Annotated in this window: 4 protein-coding genes; 2 read left to right on the forward strand and 2 right to left on the reverse strand. The window is 71.3% G+C overall.

From position 1 onward, the window contains the following. Positions 1-50 precede the first annotated feature (50 nt). Both VFZ20_RS30000 and VFZ20_RS30005 read right to left on the reverse strand, forming a co-directional pair. Positions 51-677 carry a carbonic anhydrase gene (locus VFZ20_RS30000; RefSeq protein ID WP_329687648.1) on the reverse strand — a complete coding sequence of 209 codons (627 nt, stop codon included), beginning with the start codon at positions 675-677 and terminating at the stop codon, positions 51-53. A 54-nt stretch (positions 678-731) separates the two neighbouring features. Further along, positions 732-2,360, reverse strand: coding sequence for a SulP family inorganic anion transporter (locus VFZ20_RS30005; protein ID WP_329687649.1), 1,629 nt, complete (start codon positions 2,358-2,360; stop codon positions 732-734). A gap of 716 nt (positions 2,361-3,076) precedes the next feature. On the opposite strand from VFZ20_RS30005, the gene VFZ20_RS30010 reads away from it, so the two are divergent. After that, positions 3,077-3,949 (forward strand): alpha/beta hydrolase family protein, encoded by an 873-nt coding sequence (locus VFZ20_RS30010; RefSeq protein WP_329687650.1) that lies wholly within the window; start codon positions 3,077-3,079, stop codon positions 3,947-3,949. 375 nt (positions 3,950-4,324) lie between these two features. After that, the gene (locus tag VFZ20_RS30015; protein WP_329687651.1) at positions 4,325-6,382 is read left to right on the forward strand and encodes a PAS domain S-box protein; all 2,058 of its coding nucleotides are present in this window, start codon (positions 4,325-4,327) and stop codon (positions 6,380-6,382) included. Positions 6,383-6,426: the final 44 nt, after the last annotated feature.

Consider the following 6,426-nt stretch of genomic DNA (forward strand, 5'->3'; position numbering starts at 1 on the left):
GCGCGGCGCTCCCTCAGGATGACGCTTCCGAGGGTCCCCCGAATCCAGCCTCAACCGGCGCGGCGCAACTCGCCGGCGGCGACGGAGCCGTCCATGGTGACGTGCAGGTCGCGCAGCAGCCCCTGCTCCAGCCCGTACACCAGCCCGTGGATGCGCAGCTCCGCCCCGCGCTCCCACGCCGCCTGCACCACCGGCGTGCGGCTCAGGTTGTGGATCTGCTCCATCACGTTCAGCTCCACCAGCCGGCGCAGGCGGGCCTTTTCGTCCGGCTGCGCGTCCAGCTCGTCGGCGTGGATGCGCGCCGTGGTGCGGATGCCGGCCAGCCAGTGCTCCACCAGCAGCGGCGCGCCGGAGTGGAGCGCCGCCGCCACGCCGCCGCACCCCTCGTGCCCGCAGACGATGACGTCCGTCACGCCCAGCGCGTCCACCGCGTAATGTAACACCGCCAGCAGGTTGGCGTCCGTGGGCACCACCTGGTTGGCCACGTTGCGGTGCACGAACAGCTCGCCCGGGCCCGTCTGCGTCAGCGTGTTCACGGGCACCCGCGCGTCGCTGCAGCCGATGTACAGGAAGCGCGGCTTGTGCGTGCCGGCGATGCGGCGAAAGAACTCCGGGTCCTCCGACGTGTGGCGCTCCACCCACGCGCGGTTCTTTTCCAGCAGCGTATCGATCGACATGTGCGGCTCCGGTTCAGGGTTCTGTCAGGTCCGTGCGTTCGTCGCGTCGCCGGGTCAGTGCATCAGGCTCACGGGGCCGTGCCCGGGTACGCCCTTGAGCACCAGGTGCACGCCGCGGCGGCGCGCCGTGTCGCGGTACTCGTGCAGCAGCTCCACCACGTCCTCGTCCAGGTGGCGCGAGCGGGTGGCGTCCACCGTCAGCGTGGTGCCCTCGGGCACCGTCTGCAGCGCCTTGCTGATCTGCGCCTTGTTCAGGAACGTCACTTCCTCCGCCAGCGTCAGGCGGATCTGCTGGTGGTCCTCGGACTCGTGCCGCTCGAACGAGTAGGCGTTGCGGGCGCTGTCCAGCAGAAGGAAGAACACGCCCACGGCCAGCCCCACGGCAATGCCGATGAGCAGGTCCGTCGCCAGGATGGCCACCACCGTCGCCACGAAGGGCACGGCGTAGCGCGGCCCGCGCTTCCACGCGTCCACCAGCTGCGCCGGGTTGGCCAGCTTGAAGCCCGTGTGGATGAGCACGGCGGCCAGCGCGGCCAGGGGGATCAGGTTCAGCAGGGCAGGGACGCTGGCGACGGCGACGACCAGCAGCACGCCGTGGATGAAGGCCGAGCGCCACGTGCGGCCGCCCGCGTCCACGTTGGCGGCGCTGCGGACGATCACGCCCGTCATGGGCAGGCCGCCCACCATCCCCGCCAGCACGTTGCCCGTGCCCTGCGCCAGCAGCTCGCGGTTGGGCGGCGACACGCGCTTTTGCCGATCCAGGCGGTCCGTGGCCTCCAGACTCAGCAGCGACTCCAGGCTGGCGACGATGGCCAGCGTGGCCGCGATGCGCCACACGGCCGGGTTGCCCAGGGCCGACCAGTCCGGCAGGGTGAAGTAGGTGGCCAGCTCGCCGATGGACTGCGGCACGGGCAGCGTCACCATGGCCTCGCGGGGCAGCGCCATCGCGGGGACGAACATCCCCAGCAGCCACGCGCCCACGCCGCCGACGAGCACCACGGCCAGCGGCGCGGGGAGCATCCGCCGCACGCGCTGCGACACCATCTTCGGCCAGAACGTCAGGATCACCAGCGACACGCCGGCGACGAGCGCCGCCGAGGGCAGGATGCTGGCGAAGTGGCCAAAGACCTCGGCCACGGGGCCGCCCGCGCCGCCCGTGCCCGCCTCGGGCGTCTCGCGCGCGGCGTGGCCCAGGCCCAGGGCGTACGGCACCTGCTTGATGACGAGGATGAGGCCAATGCCGGCCAGCATCCCCCGGATGACGCTGGAGGGAAAGAAGTAGCCGATGACGCCCGCCCTGGCGGCGCCCAGCCCCAGCTGCAGCAGGCCGGCCAGCACCACGGCCACCAGGAACGCCGGGTACGAGCCCAGCTCGGTGATGGCGGCCAGCACGATGGCCGTGAGGCCCGCGGCCGGCCCGCTCACCATGAGCTGCGAGCCGCTCAGGCGCGACACTACCAGGCCGCCCACGGCGCCCGTCACCAGGCCGGCGGCCAGCGGCGCGCCCGACGCCAGGGCAATGCCCAGGCACAGCGGCAGGGCCACCAGGAACACGACGAGCCCCGCGCCCAGGTCGTCGCGCCAGGGGGAGCCTTCGGCCGCCGGGCCGGCCTGCGCGACGGCGGCCGGGCGGGCGTGTGCTTCGGGAACGGGATCCTGCTTGCGGGCAGTCGATTCCAGCATCTTCTCCTCGATCTCTCGGTGTCCGCCCCCGGCGCGCGCCGGGGACCACGAGGGGAGAAGTTAGAGGCGATGCGGGGAATCGTCTGTCGGAGCGGGGCGCGAATTTTGTCAGACCGGATCGTACACGCCTGTATGCCCTCGCCGTTCTCCCGCGCGTTTCCGTCGCTGATGCCCCGGCATCCGGCGCGGGCTGCGCTTTACCGATCGCGATCAGGTGGATGACGTGCACCGGCCGATTCCACGCCTCGGAGCCGACACCATGCCTCTTCGAAAAAAATCGGATGCCGTCCCCTCGCCGAAAGCAGCCTCTCTACCAAGGGACGCCGTCCCCCTGCTGATTCCTCCGGTCCGCGACCGGCCGTCGCGTGGCAGAACCCGAGCGCTTCCAACCTCCCCAATCCGCGACCCGCGTCATTCTGGGGAGCCGCCGCGCGAACCTCGCCCGGGCGAGCGAACCGTCCCTCGTCCACGAGCTGACTTACGAGTTATTCCGCGATGCCCTTCAACCTCCCCCAGGGGTTTTTGGGGGAGGTGGGCGAGCTCCGCGAGCCCGGAGGGGGCGCCCCGCGCGGGCCCTGCCGATCCGCGAAAATCTGTTCGTTTGCTTCCCGCGTTAGCCGGATGATGCGATCCGCCGCGGCCGCGTCGTTGCCCTCGCGCGGATCGCGCTCTCTATTGAGGCAGATCCCCATCCCACCGCTGATCCATTTCTGTCGATGTCCTTCCCTCGCGCGTTCCGCCGGCCGTTCGTCGCCGCCCTTCTGGCCGTGCTCGCGGCCTGTCTCTCCGCGCGGGCGCAGGCGCAGGATGCCGCGGCCGATACGACCCGGGTGCAGATCGTCTCCATCCCCGGCTCGCTGCCCGCGCCGCGGAACGCCGTCGTCGTGCTGCCGGTGGGATACGACACGTCCGCGCGGCGCTATCCCGTGCTGTACCTGCTGCACGGGCACGACGGCGCGCACTGGAACTGGCTGCGACGCACGAACCTGCTGGCGCACACGGCCCGGCTCCCCGTGATCGTTGTCCTGCCGGATGCGGGGAACTCGTGGTACACCAACAGCTTCGCGCGGCCGGACGAGCGGTGGGAGGACTACGTCGCGCGGGAGGTGCCGGCGTACGTGGACGAGCACTTTCGCACGCTCACCTACCGCGAGGCGCGCTACGTGGCGGGGCTGAGCATGGGGGGATACGGCGCGCTCAAGCTGGGGCTCGAGTACCCGGGCCGCTTCTCGCTCGTCGGCAGCTTCTCCGGCTCGCCCCGCGCCGTCATCGACACCGTCTCGCCCACGGTGCGCGACGCGTTCGGCCCGGCGGGGAGCCCGGCGCGCGCGGAGAACGACCTGGTGGCGCTGGTGGGCCGCATTCCCGCCGGGTCGGCACCGTACTTTTACCTGGACGTGGGCGCGGCGGACGGGCTGCTGACGAGCAACCGCGTCTTCGCCCAGGCGCTTGCGTCGCGTCCCCTGGCGTACGAGTACCACGAGGTGCCGGGCGGCCACACGTGGGAGTTCTGGGACCGCCGCCTGCCCGTTTTTCTGCGCCTGGTGGAGGAGCGCATCGCCCGCCTCCCCGCCGCGAACGGGGGATGAGCCACCTGAACCCTGTCAGAGATGTGACAGGGTCATCCTTCGATGTGACAGGGTCAGCCTCCGATGTGACAAGGAAGGCGTGGTTTTGACAAGAAAGGCTGGTTTCTGACAAGAGAGGCTGGTTTTTGACAGGAAAGGCCGACACCTGATATGACAAGAACCCCGATCACCTTCGTCCTGTCACATCGCCGGACGGGCACTCGTTGATGGGGTGCTTGTTGGTACGGCGCGGCGTGCCTATCCTTCAGCCGCGTCCGCGCGCGCCGTGAATCCGCGCGCGCGGCATCCCCACCGATCGATGTGCGCGCCCGCCGGACCGCGGCGGCGCCACTCCGCAGGAAGCGCTGCACCCTCCCGCGTCCGCAGACGTCGCCCATGAGCCACGCCGACCCATCGTCCACCGTCGTCCCCGCGCCCGGCATGCCGGACGACGTCGCGCAGCTCCAGGCCCGCGTCGCGGAGCTGGAGGCCCAGCTGGACGCCGCCCGCGCCGAGAACGCCGTCCTTTCCGAGAACGAGCAGCGCTACCGGGCCCTCGTGGGCGCCGACCCCGACGGCGTGATCATCATCGACGCCGACAGCACCATCCTGGCCGTGAACGCCGCCATGAGCCGCATGTTCGGCTACCCGGCGCACCAGATGGTGGGCAAGCCGCTCACCGTGCTCATGCCCCACCGCTTTCGCGACGGGCACATGGCCGGCACCCGGCGCTACCTGGTGACGGGAGAGCGCAGCATCCCCTGGCAGGGCGTGCAGGTGCCCGCGCTGCGCCGCGACGGCACCGAGTTCCCCGTGGAGATCAACTTCGGCGAGTACGTCATCGACGGGCGGCGGATGTTCGCCGGCTTCATGACGGACATCACCGAGCGCCGCCGCGCCGAGGAGGCCCTGCGCTTTCAGACGGCGCTGCTGCAGGCGCAGAACCACGTGGCCATCGACGGCATCCTCGTCACGGAGGGCCGCCGCGTGCTCAACATGAACCGGCGCTACGCCGAGATCTTCGACCTCCCCGAGCACCTGCGCGATCCCGAGCGCTACGAGGAGCTGGTGGAGTGGGTGAGCGCCCAGGCAAAGGACCCGGAAGGGTACCGGCGCACCATCGAGCGGCTGCGCGACGACAGGGAGAACGCCTACCGGCACGAGGCCCTGCTGGCCGACGGCCGCGTGCTGGACCGCTACTCGGCGCCGCTCACCAGCGCGGAGGGCGAGGTGTACGGGCGCCTGTGGATGGTGCGCGACATCACCGAGCGCAAGCGCATCGAGCAGGCGCTGCAGGAGGCCAAGGAGGCCGCCGAGGCCGCCAACGAGGCCAAGAGCGAGTTCCTGTCGCGGATGAGCCACGAGCTGCGCACGCCCATGAACAGCATCCTGGGCTTTGGTCAGCTGCTGCAGCGGTACGGGCTGGCGCCGGAGCAGGCGCGCAGCGTGGAGCACATCCTCAAGGCCGGCCGCCACCTGCTCAACCTCATCAACGAGGTGCTGGAGATCGCCCGCATCGAGGCCAACCAGCAGCAGCTTTCGCTGGAGCCCGTGCACGTGGGCACGCTGCTTACGGAGGCGCTGGCCCTGGTGCGCCCCACGGCCGACCAGCGCCCCGTTCAGCTGTCCCTGCAGCCGCCGCACGGCACGGACGTCTACGTCCGCGCGGACCAGCAGCGCCTGATGCAGGTGCTGCTGAACCTTCTTTCCAACGCCATCAAGTACAACCGCCCCGCCGGCACCGTGGAGCTGCTGGCCCGGCCTGCCGCGGGGAACGGGGACGCGCCGTTCCTGGCCGTGGGGGTGCGCGACACGGGGCCCGGCGTGCCGGCGGACCGGCTGGGCGAGCTGTTCGTCGCGTTCTCGCGCCTGGGAGCGGAGCGCTCGGGCGTGGAGGGCACGGGGCTTGGCCTGGCGCTTTCCAAGCGGCTCGTGGAGGTGATGGGCGGGCGGCTGACGGTGGAGAGCACGGTGGGCGAGGGCAGCACCTTCTGGGTGGAGCTGCCCCTGACGGAAAGCCCCCGCGAGCGGCTGGAATCCGGCCGGTCCGAGGGGCCGCGGCCGGAGCGGGTGGCGCGCCCCGCCCGGACGGTGCTGTACGTGGAGGACAACCTGGCCAACCTGGACCTGGTGGAAACCATCCTCTACGACCGCCCGGAGATCCGGCTGATCCCCGCGCTGCAGGGGCGCCTGGGGCTGCAGCTGGCGCGCGAGCACCGGCCGGACCTGATCCTGCTGGACCTGCACCTGCCGGACCTGCCCGGCGAGCGGGTGCTGCACGAGTTGCGCGCGGACGACCGCACGCGCGACATCCCCGTGCTGGTGATCAGCGCGGACGCCACGACGCGGCGCGTGGAGGGGCTGCGGACGGCGGGCGCGCTGGACTACCTGACCAAGCCGCTGGACGTGAACCAGTTCCTGGGGGCCATCGACGCGGCGCTGGCGGCGGGCTGACCGCGGGCGGGGAACGGCGGGTTACAGGGGACAGATTACAGGGG

Source organism: Longimicrobium sp. (assembly GCF_036280135.1).
Classification (GTDB): Bacteria; Gemmatimonadota; Gemmatimonadetes; order Longimicrobiales; family Longimicrobiaceae; genus Longimicrobium.